At 63.4% G+C, this 14,857-nt stretch carries 14 protein-coding genes; 8 read left to right on the top strand and 6 right to left on the bottom strand.

The genetic code is table 11. The features are described from left to right. Window positions 1–3: 3 nt before the first annotated feature. Window positions 4–1,650 (bottom strand): Na/Pi cotransporter family protein, encoded by a 1,647-nt coding sequence (locus MUU55_RS00745; protein ID WP_244758865.1) that lies wholly within the window; start codon window positions 1,648–1,650, stop codon window positions 4–6. Between the two features lie 279 nt (window positions 1,651–1,929). On the opposite strand from MUU55_RS00745, the gene MUU55_RS00740 reads away from it, so the two are divergent. The 6 genes from MUU55_RS00740 to MUU55_RS00715 all read left to right on the top strand — a co-directional run bounded on the left by MUU55_RS00740 (window position 1,930) and on the right by MUU55_RS00715 (window position 8,170). Further along, window positions 1,930–3,819, top strand: a complete 1,890-nt coding sequence (locus tag MUU55_RS00740) for a peptidylprolyl isomerase (protein WP_244758864.1) — start codon at window positions 1,930–1,932, stop codon at window positions 3,817–3,819. A 16-nt stretch (window positions 3,820–3,835) separates the two neighbouring features. Further along, complete coding sequence (trpD, locus tag MUU55_RS00735) at window positions 3,836–4,858, top strand: anthranilate phosphoribosyltransferase (protein ID WP_244758863.1); 1,023 nt, start codon at window positions 3,836–3,838, stop codon at window positions 4,856–4,858. An 8-nt stretch (window positions 4,859–4,866) separates the two neighbouring features. After that, entirely contained in the window at window positions 4,867–5,682 is an 816-nt protein-coding gene (gene trpC, locus MUU55_RS00730) for an indole-3-glycerol phosphate synthase TrpC (protein WP_244758862.1), read from the top strand. Next, the gene (gene moaC / locus MUU55_RS00725) at window positions 5,682–6,176 is read left to right on the top strand and encodes a cyclic pyranopterin monophosphate synthase MoaC (RefSeq protein ID WP_425314136.1); all 495 of its coding nucleotides are present in this window, start codon (window positions 5,682–5,684) and stop codon (window positions 6,174–6,176) included. The genes trpC and moaC overlap by 1 nt, the downstream gene beginning before the upstream one ends. After that, a complete protein-coding gene (locus MUU55_RS00720; RefSeq protein ID WP_244758860.1) occupies window positions 6,176–7,402 on the top strand; it encodes a molybdopterin molybdotransferase MoeA in 1,227 nt (408 codons plus the stop codon). Before moaC ends, MUU55_RS00720 begins: the two co-directional genes overlap by 1 nt. A gap of 147 nt (window positions 7,403–7,549) precedes the next feature. Continuing rightward, a complete protein-coding gene (locus MUU55_RS00715; RefSeq protein ID WP_244758859.1) occupies window positions 7,550–8,170 on the top strand; it encodes a GntR family transcriptional regulator in 621 nt (206 codons plus the stop codon). Between the two features lie 52 nt (window positions 8,171–8,222). On the opposite strand, the gene MUU55_RS00710 is transcribed toward MUU55_RS00715, so the two are convergent. The 5 genes from MUU55_RS00710 to cysG form a co-directional block, all read right to left on the bottom strand. After that, complete coding sequence (locus MUU55_RS00710) at window positions 8,223–9,035, bottom strand: ferredoxin--NADP reductase (protein ID WP_244758858.1); 813 nt, start codon at window positions 9,033–9,035, stop codon at window positions 8,223–8,225. Between the two features lie 221 nt (window positions 9,036–9,256). Next, window positions 9,257–9,757, bottom strand: a complete 501-nt coding sequence (locus tag MUU55_RS00705; protein ID WP_244758857.1) for a DUF934 domain-containing protein — start codon at window positions 9,755–9,757, stop codon at window positions 9,257–9,259. An 11-nt stretch (window positions 9,758–9,768) separates the two neighbouring features. Continuing rightward, window positions 9,769–11,442, bottom strand: coding sequence for a nitrite/sulfite reductase (locus tag MUU55_RS00700; protein ID WP_244758856.1), 1,674 nt, complete (start codon window positions 11,440–11,442; stop codon window positions 9,769–9,771). An 11-nt stretch (window positions 11,443–11,453) separates the two neighbouring features. Next, a complete protein-coding gene (locus tag MUU55_RS00695) occupies window positions 11,454–11,768 on the bottom strand; it encodes a DUF2849 domain-containing protein (RefSeq protein ID WP_244758855.1) in 315 nt (104 codons plus the stop codon). A 1-nt stretch (window position 11,769) separates the two neighbouring features. Continuing rightward, a complete protein-coding gene (gene cysG, locus MUU55_RS00690) occupies window positions 11,770–13,209 on the bottom strand; it encodes a siroheme synthase CysG (RefSeq protein WP_244758854.1) in 1,440 nt (479 codons plus the stop codon). A 197-nt stretch (window positions 13,210–13,406) separates the two neighbouring features. Here cysG and MUU55_RS00685 point away from each other — a divergent pair, with 197 nt between their 5' ends. Further along, window positions 13,407–13,994 (top strand): nucleoside deaminase, encoded by a 588-nt coding sequence (locus MUU55_RS00685; protein ID WP_244758853.1) that lies wholly within the window; start codon window positions 13,407–13,409, stop codon window positions 13,992–13,994. Window positions 13,995–14,001: 7 nt separating this feature from the next. Beyond that, window positions 14,002–14,835: a nucleoside triphosphate pyrophosphohydrolase gene (gene mazG / locus MUU55_RS00680; protein ID WP_244758852.1), complete on the top strand. Its 834-nt coding sequence runs from the start codon at window positions 14,002–14,004 to the stop codon at window positions 14,833–14,835. Window positions 14,836–14,857: the final 22 nt, after the last annotated feature.

The following is a 14,857-nucleotide window of genomic DNA, read 5'->3' as shown; positions in this document are numbered from 1 at the left end:
TTCTCAATTGGCGCTGCGCAGGCGGCTTTCGGTCAAAAGACCGCTTTCGTCGAGGATCGGATAGGCGACGGAGACGAGATGCGCGTTGACGCGCTTGAGGTCGCGCAGCATGTCGAGATGCAGGGAGCTCGTCTGGAGACTGTCGAGACGACCGTCGCGCAGCCGCTCGAGGTGACGTTCGGAGGATTGTTTCTCCATGCGGCGCACATCGACCTTCACCTCCATGAGCTGGCGGGCGAGACCGGCATCGCGCGTGACGAAGATCGTCTGGGCGATGCGGAGGTTCTCGATCGTCAGATTGAAGAGGTTTGCGAGCTCCTTGTAGCCGTCTTCGGAAAATTTCAGGCCGTTGACGATCTTCTTGCGCACCTGCTCCTGCAGGCCCTTTTCGATGATGTCGCCGACATGTTCGAGGTTGATGGCATAATCGATGATGACGATGGAACGGGCAGCGGGTTCGCCGCCGAGTCCCTGTCGCCCGAGGCGGGAAAGATAGATCTTCACCTCCTGCTGGAGGGCATCGACCTGACGCTCCAGCTCACCGATGTCCTTCATCGGCGCGAGGTTGTTGTCGTTGAAGGCCCGCATGGTGCGAATCAGCATGGATTCGATGAGGTCGCCGACACGCAGCACCTCGCGCGTCGCGCCGGAAAGCGCCACGACCGGGCTGGAAAGCGCGGTATCGTCGAGATATTTCGGCCCGGTCTCCGGCTGCTTTTCGTCGGGAATGAGCTTTTCCATGAGGTGCGACAGGAGCCCGGAGAGCGGCCACAGCATCAGTGCGACCGCCAGATTGAAGGCGAGATGCACGTCCACCGGCAGTTTCGAGGCCGGAATGGGAAGTGCGGCGAGCGCTGCCGCGACCTGGCTGGCGAAGGGCAGCACGACGAGGCAACCGACACCGCGCACCAGAAGGTTGCCGAGCGTGACGCGCCGCGCCGACGCGGTGGATTTCAATGTCGCGATCACGGGTGGAACGGCGCCACCGAGATTGGCGCCGAGCACGAGGATGACGGTCAGCGCGGGTGAAAGGATGCCCATGGCCGTCAGCGACAGGATCAGCACCACCACGGCGAGGCTGGAAGACGAAATGATGGCAAGCACCGTGGAGAACGCCAAAGCGACCGGCCAGGCGCCGTCGAGCAGCTTCAGGAACGCGGCGAGCGCCGGCGACTGGCGCATCGGTTCGGTTGCAAGGCTCAGCAGATGCAGCGAGAGCAGCATGAGGCCAATGCCGACCAGCGCGGAGCCAAGCCCCTGCCGCGCCGTGGAACTGCTCGATTTATAGAGCACGACGCCGACGAGAATGACCAGCGGCGAGACCGACTCGATACCCGTCGCGACCAGCCAGGCCGTCACCGCCGTACCGACATTGGCGCCGAGCAGCACAATCTGCGCCATGCGGGCGCGCACCAGGTTGCGTTCCACGAAGGAGGAGATCATCAGCGCGGTGGCCGTGGAACTCTGCAGGGCGATGGTTGCGACGAAACCGGCGAAGAAGGACCGGAAGGTGCCGCGCGTGCCGAGCGCCAGCCCGGAGCGCAGTTTCACGCCGAAGGCGCGCGTCATGCCATCCTTCACCTGCGCGAGGCCGAACAGGAGCAGCGCGACCGCGCCGAACAGGTTGATCATGACAACTGTCGATTCCACCGCAATATTCCTCCTGCCCCGAATGGGGACTCAAACCCGCCTCACCGCGTATCCGATCACGAACCAAGCCGGGCGAATAGGGCATTGTGACAGCAATCCATCAATAATTTCAAAAAAAAATGTTTCGCCGGCGAACAAAATGGATGGGCAAGCCATGTGCCACCGCGACGTTGTTTTTCCTGACGCACCAACGCCGTCTGCGCACTTCAATTCGCGCAAACTTTCCGATAAGAGACGATCTCCGGCCGCATGGCCGCCGATATTGAGGAAATGTAGACGATGCTCGAAGCCCTGAGACGCTCCTCCCAGACCTGGGTGGCAAAAGCCTTGCTGATCGTACTGGTCGGCTCCTTCGCTGTTTGGGGTGTTTCGAGCTCACTTGTGACCGGCGCGTCGAATTCCGTCGTCACGGTTGGCGACGTCAGCGTGTCGCCGACGGATTTCCGCCTCGCCTATGAACGTCAGGTTGCCACGCTGTCGCAGCGCTTCGGCACGCGGCTCAATGCAGAGCAGGCCCGCGCCTTCGGCGTCGAGAACCAGGTTTTCGCCGAACTCGTCGCGGGTGCGGCCCTCGACCAGCTGTCGCGCGACATGAACCTCGGCCTCTCCGAGGGCCGCCTTGCGCAGCTGATCGCTGACGATCCGGCCTTCCGCGGCGTCAACGGCCAGTTCGACCGCACTGCCTTCTCCGCGGTCCTGCGCAATGCGGGCCTGCGTGAAAATGACTATATCAACAACCGCAGCCAGGTTGCCGTGCGCACGCAGATCGTCGAGGCGGTTTCCGATGGCTACAAGGCGCCAGAGGCACTGACGAACGCGCTTCGCCAGTACCGCAACGAATCCCGCACGATCGACTTCCTGCTTTTGAGCAACGCCAATATCGACCCGATCAAGACCCCCGGCGACGACGTGCTGGCCCCCTGGTTCGAGCAGAACAAGGCGAAGTACCGCGCGCCCGAATACCGCAAGTTCGTCTATGTCGCGCTGGAACCGAAGGATCTCGTCGATACCGCCGCCATCACCGAAGACGCGGTAAAGGCCGAGTACGAGCGCCTCAAGGACAAGTATCGCACGCCGGCCACGCGCACGATCGAGCAGCTGACCTTCAAGGATCGTGCGAGCGCCGACGCGGCCGCGGCCAAGCTCGCTTCGGGCACGACCTTCGACGCGCTCGTGGCCGAAGAAGGAAAAACTGCCGCCGACGTCTTGCTCGGCGATTTCACGCAGGCGAACATGCCCGACCAGAAGCTGGCCGAGCCTGCCTTCGCGGTTGCCGCCGATGGCGGCACGACGCCGGTCATCGATGGCACCTTCGGCCCGATCATCCTGCGCGTGACCAACATTCGTCCGGAAACCACCAAGACCTATGACGAGGTGAAGGAAGAACTGCGTGGCGAGCTTGCCCTTTCGGAAGCCGCGGATGGTATTCTTGCCGTGCATGACCGCATCGAGGACAGCCGCGCCGAGGGCCTGAGTCTCGCCGAAGCCGCTGCGAAGAACAATCTCAAGGCCGTGACGGTCGATGCCGCCGATGCCCAGGGCAATGACCAGAAGGGCGAGGAGATCAGCGCCCTTCCGGAGGAGACCGCCCTCCTCGGCGAAGTCTTCAAGACCGACGTCGGTACCGAAACCCAGCCGATCAATGTCGGGCGCGAAGGTTATGCCTGGTTCGAGGTGCTCGACGTGATCCCGGATCGCGACCGCACGCTCGACGAAGTGCGCGACCGCGTCGCCGCTGACTGGACAGCCGAACAGCAGCGCCAGACGCTCGCCAAGAAGGCCGGCGAACTGGCCGAGCGCGTGCGCACAGGCGGCGATCTTGCAGCCATCGCCACCGAACTTGGCCTGACCGTCGAGAACAAGACCGGCCTGCACCGTGGAGCGCAGGATGCGGTTCTCAGTGCGGCAACCGTTGCGTCGGCTTTCTCCGGCCCGGTCGGCACGGTTGCCAACACGCCCGGCGTCGATGGTGAAGGCCAGATCCTGCTGAAGGTGACCGAGGTCAATTCCGACGCGACCACCGATGCACTGTCCAACGACGAGCAGCAGATCGAGGCGGTCGCCCGCGCCAGCGGCGACGACATTCTCGACCAGATGGTGAGCGCGCTCCAGACCTCCTACGGCGTTTCGATCAACCGCACGCTCGCCGAGCAGAGCATGGCGCGCTAAGGGAGACGGGAGCCGCATGTCCGACCTGAAACCCTACATCGCCAAGGTTGCCACGGGGAGCGCGCTCGACCGCGAAGAGGCGCGCGGCGCTTTCGAGATCATCATGTCGGGTGCCGCCACCCCTTCGCAGATCGGCGGTTTCCTGATGGCGCTGCGCGTGCGCGGCGAGACCGTGGACGAGATCTACGGCGCCGTCGGCTCGATGCGCGCCCGCATGCTGCCGGTCAGCGTGCCGGACGATGCCATGGATATCGTGGGCACGGGCGGTGATGGTGCGGGCACCTACAATATCTCGACGCTCGCGGCGATCATCGTCGCGGGTGCCGGCGTGCCGGTCGCTAAACACGGCAACCGTGCGCTCAGCTCAAAGTCTGGCACGGCGGATGCGCTCTCCTGCCTCGGCGTGAAGCTCGATATCGGCCCTGCGGAAATCGCCCGCTGCGTACACGATGCCGGCCTCGGCTTCATGTTCGCCCAGTTGCATCATTCCGCCATGAAACATGTCGGACCATCACGCGTCGAACTCGGCACGCGCACGATCTTCAACCTGCTCGGCCCGCTCTCCAATCCCGGCGGCGTCAAGCGCCAGCTGCTCGGTGTCTTCTCGCCGCATTGGCTGGTGCCGATCGCCGAGGTGATGCGCGATCTCGGCTCGGAAAGCATCTGGGTCGTGCATGGCGAGGGTCTCGACGAGATCACCACCACGGGTACGACGAAGGTCGCCGCCCTCGAAAACGGCAAGATCCGCACCTTCGAGCTGACGCCCGCCGATTTCGGCCTGCCTCAGGTGGCGCTGGACGATCTTCGCGGTGGCGACGGCGCCCACAATGCCGCCGCTTTGCTCTCCGTGCTCGGCGGCGCGCATATGCCCTATCGTGATATCTCGCTGGCCAATGCGAGCGCCTCCCTCGTCGTTGCCGGCAAGGCGGAGACGCTGAAGGACGGCATGCGGCTGGCGACCGAATCGCTCGAAAGCGGCCGCGCCCGCACCGCACTGGAACGCCTCGTTGCGGTTTCCAACGAAGCGCCCGCGGAGTAGGATTGGCTATGACCGATATTCTGAAGAAGATCGAAGCCTACAAGCTCGACGAGATCGCCGCCGCCAAGGCGCGTGTCGCGCCTGCCGAGTTGCGCGCCCGCATCCGCGATCAGGAGCCGCCGCGCGGCTTCTTCGCCAGCCTCAAGGACAAGAAGGCGGCCGGCAACTTCGGCCTGATCGCCGAAATCAAGAAGGCCAGCCCTTCCAAAGGCCTCATCCGTCCGGATTTCGATCCACCGGCATTGGCCAAGGCCTATGAGGCCGGCGGCGCCGCCTGCCTTTCCGTCCTGACGGACACGCCGAGCTTCCAGGGGGCGCCGGAGTTCCTGACGGCCGCTCGCCAGGCTTGCGCTCTGCCGGCGCTGCGCAAGGATTTCATGTTCGACAGCTACCAGGTGCTCGAAGCCCGCGCCTGGGGCGCGGATTGTATCCTGCTCATCATGGCCTCGCTCAGCGACGACACGGCCAAAATGCTGGAAGACGCCGCGTTCTCGCTTGGCATGGACGTGCTGATCGAGGTGCATGACGAAGAGGAGATGGAGCGGGCGCTGAAGCTCAAGTCCAAGCTTGTCGGCGTCAACAACCGCAACCTGCGCACCTTCGAGGTCGATCTCGCCGTTTCGGAAAAACTCGCCGGCATGGTGCCGGACGATCGTCTGCTCGTCGGCGAAAGCGGTATCTTCACCCATGCCGATTGCGAACGTCTCGGCAAGGTCGGCATTTCCACCTTCCTCGTCGGCGAAAGCCTGATGCGCAAGGACGACGTGACCGCCGCGACGCGCGAACTCCTGACCGGATCTGCCGGCATGCTGGCGGCGGAATGATGGCCGAGGACGGCCGTACGCTGACCCATATCGGCGCCTCGGGCGAAGCACACATGGTCGATGTCGGCGACAAGGCCGAGACCGTGCGCATTGCCCGTGCCGAAGGTTTCATCCGCATGGCGCCGGAAACCCTCGATCTCATCCTCAAGGGCGACGCCAAGAAAGGCGACGTGATCGGCACGGCGCGCCTTGCCGGCATCATGGCTGCCAAGCAGACGTCAAACCTCATCCCGCTCTGCCATCCGCTGATGCTGACGAAGGTGACGGTCGATATTCGTGAAGATCACGCCCTGCCCGGCCTGCGCGTCGAAGCAATGGCGAAGCTCACCGGCCGCACCGGTGTCGAGATGGAGGCGCTAACGGCCGTCAGCATGGCCTGCCTCACGATCTACGACATGGCCAAGGCCGCCGACCGCGAAATGGAGATCGGCGGCATCCGTCTTGCCGAAAAATCCGGTGGCCGATCCGGCGACTACAAACGCAGAGATCCCTGATGTCCCTTCTTCCCGTTGCAGATGCCCTCGACCGCCTGCTTTCCGCGGCCAAGCCCACGCAACGGACGGAAATGGTTTCGCTCCATGACGCCGAAGGCCGTGTCCTGGCGCAGGATGTCGCCGCCCGGCTGACCCAACCGCCCTTCGACAATTCCGCCATGGACGGCTATGCGGTTCGCCATGCCGATATCGCCGCACTCGGATCGATCCTCAAGGTCGTCGGCACATCGGCCGCCGGCCATGCCTTTCAGGGGACGGCCGGCCCTGGCGAGGCCGTGCGCATCTTCACCGGAGCCCCCCTTCCGGCCTTCGCCGACACCGTGCTCCTGCAGGAGGATGCGGAAAAGCTCGACGGCGACCGTATCCGCACCACCTTCCTCACCCCGAAGGGCCGACACATTCGTCCGCGCGGCCAGGATTTCACCGAGGGCGAGCTGGTGCTCATGGCCGGTGACGTGCTCGATGCCGGCCGCCTCACCGTCGCCGCGGCGATGAACCATGCGCAGCTCACCGTCTATGCCCGCCCGCGCATCGCGGTGCTCGCCACGGGTGACGAACTCGTCGCCCCGGGCGCGTCACCGGGCGACAGCCAGATTATCGCCTCCAACACCTATGGTGTCTCGGCTATCGGCCGCGCCTCCGGCGCGGAGATCATCGATCTCGGCATTGTCGGCGATGACAAGCAGGCCATCCTCGAGGCGGTGCAGAAGGCGCTCACGCTCGATATCGACGTGCTCGTCACACTCGGTGGCGCTTCCGTCGGCGATTTCGACCTCGTGCAGCCGGTGCTCGGCGAAGCCGGCATGGAACTGGACTTCTGGCGTATCGCCATGCGTCCCGGTAAACCGCTGATGGTTGGCCGCCTCGGTCACGTGCAGATCGTCGGCCTTCCGGGCAACCCCGTCTCCAGCCTCGTCTGCGCGCTGCTTTTCCTGGAGCCCCTTGTACGCCGTCTTGCCCGTCTTCCGGCAAAGGACCGACGGCATAAGGCCATTGCTGCGGTGCCGATCAAGGAAAACGATCATCGGCAGGACTATGTCCGATCGCATATCACGCGCGGCTCGGACGGGAATCTGCGCGTCACCCCTTTCGGCAAGCAGGATTCGTCGATGATGAAGATCTTTGCCGCGTCGGAAGGTTTGCTCATCCGTCCGCCGAATGCGCCCGCAATGGAAGCCGGCGCGGCGTGCGAGGTTCTTTTGGTACGCGAGCCGCCCCGCTCGTAATCCTCACGCCGCCGATAGCCTTTCCCTATCAACACAGGCAGTTCACCTGCCTTGCCGGAATCGCGCACGCAGTCATCTGATATATCAGTCGATTTGCCATTCAAAATGCGCCATGCCACCATGTGATATATCAATTGGAATCGCGGAATGACCGAAGCAGCGGCCTCTCAGGCCCATCTCGCCTATCTCGCCCTTGAAGGCCTCATCGTCACGCTCAAGCTGAAGCCCGGCTCGCTCGTCACGGAGCGGCAGCTTATCGAGCTCGCCGGGCATGGACGCACGCCGGTGCGCGAGGCGATCCAGAAGCTGGAATGGCAGGGATTGATCGCGGTGCGCCCCCGCGCCGGGTTGCAGATTACGGATATCCGGCCGGAAGATCATGCGGAGGTGATGGCGACACGCCGGCAGCTGGAGCCGCTTGCCGCCGATCTCGTCGCCCGACATGCCGGTGAGGCGCATCGCGAGCAACTCGTCGCATGCGCGCAGACCATGACGGCCTGCTCGATCCGTTCGGACCTAGAGGGCTTTCTCGCCGCCGACAAGCTCTTTGACGAAATCCTCGAGGAAGCGTGCCCGAACCGCTTTCTGACGGGCGCGCTTGCACCCTTGCAGACCCATGCACGCCGCCTCTGGTTTGCGCGCGCCGACAACAGGCATATGGATCGCTCGGTGGATCTTCACGTCAAGGTCATCCGCGCGATCCGCAATGGCGACGGCCCTGCCGCTTCAGCGGCCATGAGCGATCTGCTCGACGCTCTCTCGGGCTGAAATAGAAAGGGCGGCCCGAAGACCGCCCCTTACAGGAAAATTTCACGTCCGTTCAATCGACGAAGGCGCGCTCGATGACGAATTCGCCAGGCTTGTTGTTGGAGCCCTCGACGAGTCCGGCTTCTTCCAGCAGCGCCTTGGTTTCCTTCAGCATCGCGGAGGACCCGCAGATCATGCCGCGATCGATCGCCGGGTCGAAATGCGGCACGCCGAGATCGGCAAACATCTTGCCGTTCTTGATGAGATCGGTGATGCGGCCCTGGAACGGGAAATCTTCGCGCGTCACGGTCGCGTAGTGGCGCAGCTTGTTGCCGACGACTTCGGCGAGGAATTCGTGGTTGCGGATCTCCTCGACGAGATCAAAGCCGTATTTCAGCTCCGACACTTCGCGGCAGGTATGCGTCAGGATGACTTCGTCGAATTTTTCGTAGGTTTCCGGATCCCGCATCAGGCTGGCGAAGGGCGCGATACCCGTGCCGGTTGAGAACATGTAGAGGCGCTTGCCGGGGGTGAGCGCGTCGAGCACCAGCGTACCGGTCGGCTTCTTGCGCATCAGCACGGTATCGCCCGGCTTGATCTGCTGGAGATGCGAGGTCAGCGGGCCATCCGGCACCTTGATCGAGAAGAATTCGAGTTCTTCGTCCCAGGAGGGGCTGGCGATCGAATAGGCGCGGTAAACCGGCTTGTCGCCGACCATCAGGCCGATCATTGCGAATTCGCCGGAGCGGAAGCGGAAGCTTTCCGGGCGAGTCATGCGGAAGCGGAACAGGCGATCCGTATAATGCTGCACGCTCGTCACTGTCTCGGCGAAAACACCGGCGGGAATGGCGGGCACGAATTCTTCGGTCTTGGCAGGTGCGTTCATTTCGGGATCGATCCTGGCTGCGTCTGAAAATCTTGACGATAGGCAGATATTACATGTGGAGCGTCAAAGGAAGGTATTCCGTTCCAATGCGCCGATTGGCCGCGCAATAGTTTGCCGCCGATGCGTTTTCCCGCAAAGCCCGACCTGCGTCCTTGATCTGACGCAACACTATACCCCGATTGCGGCCTTTCGCCGGTCGATCCCGCAAACCGGGCCTGAAATCAGGCCCGGCGGCGCCAGCTGTAGGAGCCGACATCCTGCGATGCGCGCGCGGTCGGCTGGTAGTGGTTGTCGATGCCCGGGAGGCGGTTTTCGGCGAGACGCTTCAGCGCCGTCGCGTTGCTGACGGCGAAGCTGTCGATGCCACAGCGCAGCATCAGTGGCACCTGGTCGATCAGCACGTCACCGACCGCCCGCACCTCGCCGGTGAAATGCAGCCGCGCGCGCAGGAGCGAAGCATGGCTGAAGGCGCGGCCATCGTTGAAGGCCGGGAACGCCACCGCCACCAGCGCCAGCCGGTCGAGATGGCCTTCCAGTTTGCGCACGTCGTCGGCCGGGTTGATCAGCACGCCGAGGCCCGTTTCATCACCCTCGGCAACCTTCGCCAGGAAATGATCGAGGCCAAGGATCGCCTTCTCGTTCGAACCAGCCTTGGTTTCCTCGGTTTCGATGATCCAGGGATCGTCGCTCACGAAGCCGGCTTCGTTCCAGATTTTCGTCATGTCCAAACTCCTCAGGCTGCCGCGGCCGTCTTGTCGCCGTAGAGCGCATCCTTGAAGGGCTGCGGTCCGACGCGACGATAGGCATCGAGGAAGATTTCCGACGGATCGAGACGCAGGCCGAGATAGGTATTGACGATCACCTCGACGGCATCCGTCACCTTCTCCGGTTCGAAACCGCGGCCGATGATCTCGCCGATCGACGTGTTTTCGTCCCCTGAACCACCGAGCGTGATCTGGTAGAGCTCCTCGCCCTTCTTCTCCACGCCGAGCAGGCCGATATGGCCGACATGGTGATGGCCGCACGCATTGATGCAGCCGGAGATCTTGATCTTCAGCTCGCCGATTTCCGCCTGACGCTCGGGCGCGCCAAAACGCAGCGAAAGCTCCTGCGCGACCGGGATCGAGCGGGCGTTTGCCAGGGCACAGTAGTCCAAGCCGGGACAGGCAATGATATCGGTGATCAAGCCGGCATTGGCGGTCGCCAGACCAGCGGCGACGAGGCCGCGATAGACCGGCTCCAGATCGGCCAGCGCGACATGCGGCAGGATCAGATTCTGCTCGTGGCTGACGCGGATCTCGTCGAAGGCATATTCCTCGGCGATATCGGCGACGGCTTCCATTTGCGCATCGGTCGCATCGCCCGGAATGCCGCCGATCGGCTTCAGCGAGATCGTCACCATGCCATAGTCGGGATGCTTGTGCGGCTGCACATTATGCTGCACCCAGCGGGCAAAATCCGCATCGGCCTTCTTCCACTGCGCAAGGTTCGCCCAGCCTTCGGCACGCGGCGACAGCTCCGGCGGTGCGAAATAGGCGGAGATGGCGGCAACGTCGCGCTCCGGAAGCTTCAGTTCGGTATCCTTGAGATCGGCGAACTCGACTTCCACCTGGCGTGCCAGTTCTTCGGCGCCGGTCTCGTGCACGAGAATCTTGATACGTGCCTTGTACTTGTTGTCACGCCGGCCGTGCAGGTTGTACACGCGCATGATCGCGGTCGTGTAGGAGAGAAGATCCTCCTCCGGCAGGAAATCGCGAATTTTCTTGGCGATCATCGGCGTACGGCCCTGCCCGCCGCCGACATAGACGGCAAAGCCGATGCGGCCGGTCTCGTCCTTCTTCAGATGCAGGCCGATGTCGTGCACCTGGATGGCCGCGCGATCACGCTCCGCACCGGTAACGGCGATCTTGAATTTTCTGGGCAGGAACGAGAATTCCGGGTGGACCGAGGACCACTGGCGCAGGATTTCCGCATAGGGCCTGGGATCGGCGACTTCGTCGGCCGCAGCGCCAGCGAAGTGGTCCGCGGTGACGTTGCGAATGCAGTTGCCGGAGGTCTGCAGCGCGTGCATCTCGACGGTGGCGAGATCGGCGAGCGCATCCGGCAGTTCCGAAAGCTTCGGCCAGTTGTACTGGATGTTCTGGCGCGTGGTGAAATGGCCATAGCCGCGGTCATATTTGCGGGCGATCAGCGCCAGCATGCGCATCTGGCGGCCGTTCAGCGTGCCGTAGGGAATGGCGACGCGCAGCATATAGGCATGCAGCTGGAGATAGACGCCGTTCATCAGGCGCAGCGGCTTGAAGGCATCCTCGGCCAGTTCGCCAGAAAGGCGACGGCTGACCTGATCGCGGAACTGCTCCACACGGTCGGTGACAAAGGCGTGATCGAATTCGTCGTAGCGATACATCTGGAACTTCCTCAGGCGGCCGGGGCCGTCGCAGTCAAGCCGGTGTAGCCGGCGGCATAGGGGATCGAAGGACCTTCGGCGCGGATGCGCTCGCGCATGCGCAGCGGCCGCAGAACGCCATCGACTTCTTCAACGTCGACGACGTTCACGTCAACCACCTTGTTGTCGGCGAAAGCTTGCTTGCCGGTGGCCTCCAGGGCCTCGACAGCCTCCTTGTGGCGCGCAACGAAGGCGGCCTGCAGGGATTCGTTCCAGGTGCCGGCGGCATCCAGCCAGACGGAAATGCCGTCGGAAAGGCGGTTGGCTGTCAGAACCTTGTCGGCCATGTCATGCTCCCAATGCTGCTGTGTCGCGAACGGCCTGCCGGACGGCAAGCGGCTCGGAATGTTCGAAATTGGCGCCCGCAACCGCGTCGCCGATGATAACCATGACCGGACCCGACAGTTCATCGCGGTGTTCGAGACCCGGAAGATCCTTGAGCGTGCCGTGCAGCAGGCGCTTTTCACGGCGGCTGGCATTTTCGACCACCGCGACGGTCGTCTCGTCCGGCAAGCCGGCTTCCATCAGGCGTTCGGCGACGGAGGCGGCGACAGAGCGGCCCATATAGACGGCGACGGTGGCGCCGGAAATCGCAAGGCGCGCCCAATCCGGCAGCACGGAGCCGGTGAGGTCGTGACCGGTCGTAAAGACCAGCGAGGAGGCCACGCCGCGCAGCGTCAGCGGCAGTTCGAAATCGGCGGCGGCGGCGAAGGCGGAGGTAATGCCGGGCACGACCTCATAGGTGATGCCCGCCTGGCGCAGTGCCGCCATTTCCTCGCCGGCACGGCCGTAGACCAGGGGATCGCCGGATTTCAGACGCACGACGCGCTTGCCAGCCTTGCCGAATTCGACGAGCAGGTCGTTGATCTCTTCCTGCGACTTGGAATGGCAACCCTTGCGCTTGCCGACCGACAGGCGCTCGGCATCGCGGCGGCCCATATCGACGATCGCTTGTGGCACCAGCGCATCGAACACGATGACATCGGCTTCCATCATCACGCGCTGGGCGCGCAGCGTCAGCAGGTCTTCCGCGCCCGGACCGGCGCCGACGAGCCAGACATGGCCGGCGGCCTTGCCCTGCGCATTGAGAAGCGTGTCGGCCGTATGGCGGGCCAGAGCGATATCGCCATTGTTGACGGCATCGGCAACCGCGCCCTGAAAGAAACGGCGCCAGAAGACACGGCGCGTCACGCCGCGCGGCAGGATGCGATCGACGGCCTCACGATAGCCGCTGGCAAGGCTTGCAAGACGGCCGAGCGACGGCGAAAGAATCTGGTCGACCTGCGCGCGGATCATCTGCGCCAGAACGGGACCAGCCCCTTCCGTGCCGATAGCAACGGCAACAGGCGCCCGGTTGACGAGGGCCGGTGTGAAGAAATCACAGTAATCAGGCTGATCGACGGCATTGACCGGGATGCGCATTTCGCGCGCAGCCTTCGAAATGGCGCGATCGGCGGCGGCATCGCCCGTCGCGGCGAAGACCAGCGCGGCCTCGGCAATCGCGTCCCTCGAAAACGGTGCACGGACCAGCGACAGCCCCTTGTCGGCGATGAAACGGGCAAAACCCGCTTCCGGCGCCTCGGCCAGAACGACGATCCGGGCATCCGTGTTGAACAGCAGGCGAGCCTTGGCAAAGGCCTCGTCCCCCTCCCCCACGACAACGACCGTCCTGCCGCTGACGCGGAAGAACGCCGGGAATGTCGAAAGCTTCTGGTTGGCTGCGGTCATGGTTCGGTCCGATTGAAGTGTGCGCACTATCGCGAAAAACAGCCAGAAACAAAAGAAACAGAAATTCCAATGCCCATGGGGCGACGTATTGTTTTGCTCTACCGCCCTGCATTTTGAGCATAAGTCACCGGTCGCCCTTGCCTCTCCGCCCGGGCGCCCGCTAAGGATGCCGCAGGACGTCAACAGGGAATCCCGCCATGGACCAGGCCGCGCTCGCCAAACGTCTGCTCGACGTGATGGAACACGATATCCTGCCGCTGACGCAAAAGGGCGTCGCCGCCGGCAACAAGGTCTTTGGGGCGGCGATTCTCAACAAGGCGGACCTTTCGCTCGTTCTCGCCGAAACCAACAACGAGACGGAAAACCCCCTCTGGCACGGCGAGGTGCACACGCTGAAGCGGCTCTACGAGCGCGTGGAGAAGCCGAATACGAAGGATTACGTGTTCCTCTCGACGCACGAGCCCTGCTCCATGTGCCTTTCGGCCATCACCTGGGCCGGATTCGACAATTTCTATTACTTCTTCAGCCACGAAGATTCGCGCGACAGTTTCGCCATCCCGCATGACCTGCGCATCCTGAAAGAAGTCTTCCGGCTTGATGCCGGCGGTTATGCGAAGACCAACGCCTTCTGGCATTCCGCCGCCATTGCCGACCTGATCGTCACCGCCGACGAGATGGCCAAGGCCGATCTTAAGGCGCAGGATGCGAAAATCCGCGCCGCCTATGACGCGCTGTCGGAAAGCTACCAGTCCGGCAAGGCCGACAACAGAATCCCACTGAACTGAGAGAACCATGCAGCCGAGCCGCGACATCGAGCGCCTGATCGAAATCATGGCCGCCCTGCGCCAGCCGGAAACCGGCTGCCCCTGGGATATCGTCCAGACCTTCGAAACGATCAAACCCTACACGATCGAGGAGGCCTACGAGGTTGCGGATGCGATCGAGCGGGATGACATGGACGATCTCTGCGACGAGCTCGGCGATCTTCTTCTTCAGGTGGTCTTCCACGCCCGCATGGCGGAAGAGCTTGGCAAGTTCGATTTCGGCAATGTCGTCGAGGCCGTGACGCGAAAGATGATCCGCCGCCATCCGCATGTCTTCGCCCGCTCGGATGCGGATACGCCCGAGGCCGTGAAGCTGCAATGGGATGCGATCAAGCAGGCCGAAAAGCGCGAGCGCAAGGAACGGCGCGAGAAACGCGGGCTGCCGGCAGACCCGCTACGCGGCCATCTCGGCTCGGTGCAGCGCTCCTTCCCGGCCCTCGTCGAAGCGCTGAAACTTCAGGAACGCGCCGCAAAAGTCGGCTTCGACTGGTCGGAACCGACCCCCATCCTCGACAAGATCGAGGAAGAAGTCGCTGAACTGCGGGAAGCCCTGCGCGACGGTGATCAGAAGGCCGTGGCGGACGAACTCGGCGACCTCATCTTCGCGCTGGTCAATATCGGCCGTCATGTCGGCGCCGATCCGGAAACGGCGCTGCGGGGGACGAACACCAAGTTCCGCAACCGCTTCTCGCATATCGAGGACAGTCTCGCGGCCAGCGGGGAAAGCCTTGAAGCCGCGACGCTGGAGCGGATGGAAGAGCTTTGGCAGGCCGCAAAGCAGATCGAACGCAGCCTCAAGTAACGTTACGTCAGAAAAATGACGT

It is taken from the genome of Shinella curvata (genome assembly GCF_022899935.1).
Taxonomy (GTDB): domain Bacteria; phylum Pseudomonadota; class Alphaproteobacteria; order Rhizobiales; family Rhizobiaceae; genus Shinella; species Shinella curvata.
The sequence above is the reverse complement of the archived record's forward strand: the minus strand, read 5'-3'. Positions and strand labels throughout refer to the sequence as shown.

What these genes read in the sequence shown, in the direction of transcription:
- MUU55_RS00710 (WP_244758858.1), bottom strand. Translation starts at nt 9,035, where the DNA reads ATGAACGCACCTGCCAAGACCGAAGAATTCGTGCCCGCCATTCCCGCC.
- MUU55_RS00705 (WP_244758857.1), bottom strand. Translation starts at nt 9,757, where the DNA reads ATGACGAAAATCTGGAACGAAGCCGGCTTCGTGAGCGACGATCCCTGG.
- trpC (WP_244758862.1), top strand. Translation starts at nt 4,867, where the DNA reads ATGACCGATATTCTGAAGAAGATCGAAGCCTACAAGCTCGACGAGATC.
- mazG (WP_244758852.1), top strand. Translation starts at nt 14,002, where the DNA reads ATGCAGCCGAGCCGCGACATCGAGCGCCTGATCGAAATCATGGCCGCC.
- MUU55_RS00695 (WP_244758855.1), bottom strand. Translation starts at nt 11,768, where the DNA reads ATGGCCGACAAGGTTCTGACAGCCAACCGCCTTTCCGACGGCATTTCC.
- MUU55_RS00700 (WP_244758856.1), bottom strand. Translation starts at nt 11,442, where the DNA reads ATGTATCGCTACGACGAATTCGATCACGCCTTTGTCACCGACCGTGTG.
- MUU55_RS00715 (WP_244758859.1), top strand. Translation starts at nt 7,550, where the DNA reads ATGACCGAAGCAGCGGCCTCTCAGGCCCATCTCGCCTATCTCGCCCTT.
- trpD (WP_244758863.1), top strand. Translation starts at nt 3,836, where the DNA reads ATGTCCGACCTGAAACCCTACATCGCCAAGGTTGCCACGGGGAGCGCG.
- MUU55_RS00740 (WP_244758864.1), top strand. Translation starts at nt 1,930, where the DNA reads ATGCTCGAAGCCCTGAGACGCTCCTCCCAGACCTGGGTGGCAAAAGCC.
- MUU55_RS00720 (WP_244758860.1), top strand. Translation starts at nt 6,176, where the DNA reads ATGTCCCTTCTTCCCGTTGCAGATGCCCTCGACCGCCTGCTTTCCGCG.
- cysG (WP_244758854.1), bottom strand. Translation starts at nt 13,209, where the DNA reads ATGACCGCAGCCAACCAGAAGCTTTCGACATTCCCGGCGTTCTTCCGC.
- moaC (WP_425314136.1), top strand. Translation starts at nt 5,682, where the DNA reads ATGGCCGAGGACGGCCGTACGCTGACCCATATCGGCGCCTCGGGCGAA.
- MUU55_RS00685 (WP_244758853.1), top strand. Translation starts at nt 13,407, where the DNA reads ATGGACCAGGCCGCGCTCGCCAAACGTCTGCTCGACGTGATGGAACAC.